We start from the raw sequence: 704 nt of genomic DNA, 5'->3' as shown, positions 1-704 counted from the left end.
TAGACGGGTTTGATCCAGAGCTTTACGCAAGCTTGCCCCTTCACGGACGTTGTCTGCAGCAATCAACACTTGCTGCTTTACGTAACGGTTCGACATCACATCAACCGCCACTCGCATACCTTCAAGAATTGGGATCGCACTTGAAGTACAGATCGACAAGGTACGAGCGAAGCGAGCGGTATTGAGGCCTTTAGAAATCTTACCGACGAGCGGCAAGCTGATGATTTTTCTGTCCCAAGACAAGCGAAAATCTGGTTTTTGCAATGCCAGTTTTAAGCCATAAAAACAAACTACTAGCACAGCAAAGATAATCAGCCCCCACTCTTGGACGAACTCACTAGCCGCCAGCAAAAATTGCGTCGACTGTGGCAGCTCTTGCCCCATTTGAATGATCGGCTCGATGATTTTGGGTACCACGGTCGCCAACAAGAACGAGACAATCGCCACCGCAAACACCACTAACACGACAGGGTAGATCATCGCTTGCAACAGCTTAGAACGCATTTTCTGACGGTTTTCGACGTACTCCGCCAAGCGCTCTAAAACCGTATCAAGGTGTCCAGATTTTTCACCTGCGGCGACCATAGAGCGAAACAGTTCGTCAAATACGTGTGGATAATCACCTAGGCTATCTGCCAATGGGTAACCTTCGGTGACTTTGGAGCGAACTGCAGCGATCATGGTGCGAATTCGAGGCTTTTCTG

The 704-nt window shown here is 49.0% G+C and carries 1 protein-coding gene; it reads right to left on the bottom strand.

Annotation, left to right across the window (positions count from 1 at the left end; genetic code table 11):
- On the bottom strand, window positions 1-704 hold a 704-nt coding region (locus R7Z49_RS25080; protein ID WP_318112398.1), incomplete at both ends, for a type II secretion system F family protein.

The sequence above is a fragment of the Vibrio sp. 1562 genome, assembly GCF_033340155.1.
GTDB classification, from domain to species: Bacteria; Pseudomonadota; Gammaproteobacteria; order Enterobacterales; family Vibrionaceae; genus Vibrio; species Vibrio alginolyticus.
This window is presented reverse-complemented; position numbering and strand designations above follow the sequence as displayed.